The organism is Candidatus Kryptonium sp. (assembly GCA_025060635.1).
Lineage (GTDB): Bacteria > Bacteroidota > Ignavibacteria > Kryptoniales > Kryptoniaceae > Kryptonium.
In genome coordinates, this window is the sequence record JANXBN010000149.1 from 1 (window position 1) to 511 (window position 511).

General features: G+C 54.2%; 2 protein-coding genes. Both read right to left on the reverse strand.

What is annotated here, in order from left to right:
- Positions 1 to 304, reverse strand: a 304-nt coding sequence (locus NZ923_10850; GenBank protein ID MCS7230504.1) for a thiaminase II, incomplete at its 3' end; no start/stop codon positions are given.
- Positions 301 to 511, reverse strand: a 211-nt coding sequence (locus tag NZ923_10855; protein MCS7230505.1) for a hypothetical protein, incomplete at its 5' end; no start/stop codon positions are given. The genes NZ923_10850 and NZ923_10855, both read right to left, overlap by 4 nt.

Consider the following 511-nt stretch of genomic DNA (forward strand, 5'->3'; position numbering starts at 1 on the left):
GGTTTTCGGGTGCGAACCCCCATTCGGCGAGGAGAAAATCATGAAGTGATTTCCGTTCGAAAGAAAGGGTTGCTTCCGCGTTCCGCAGGAGGGTTAATCCGGTTTCGTCGTCTGGGGCCTTCACCGCCACCAAGGCCACCGCCCGGGCGAACCTGCTGAGATACAAGGCGTCTTGGATGATGTATTGTTTGAAGACGCTGTTGTCGAGAGAACCCGATACAAGGCCTTCGACGAAAGGATGTTTCAGAATCGCGTGGTAGACGTCGTCGGCCGATTTCCAGAGCAGATCGATGAACCGCGTCAAAGATGTTCGCCTCGGTGGACGGCGTCCCAGAACATCGACTCGTAACGCTGGATGGTTTTCGCGATGGTCTTAAACCGGTTATGCGGGGTGGCGAGATATTTTTCGACGATGCCGAGGCCTTCTTCCTCGACCCATGCGGGTGTTTCGGAAAAGAATTCGAGGAAACCGACGTTTTTAACGGCGTAGCTTTGTTTCAACGCTTTCGCC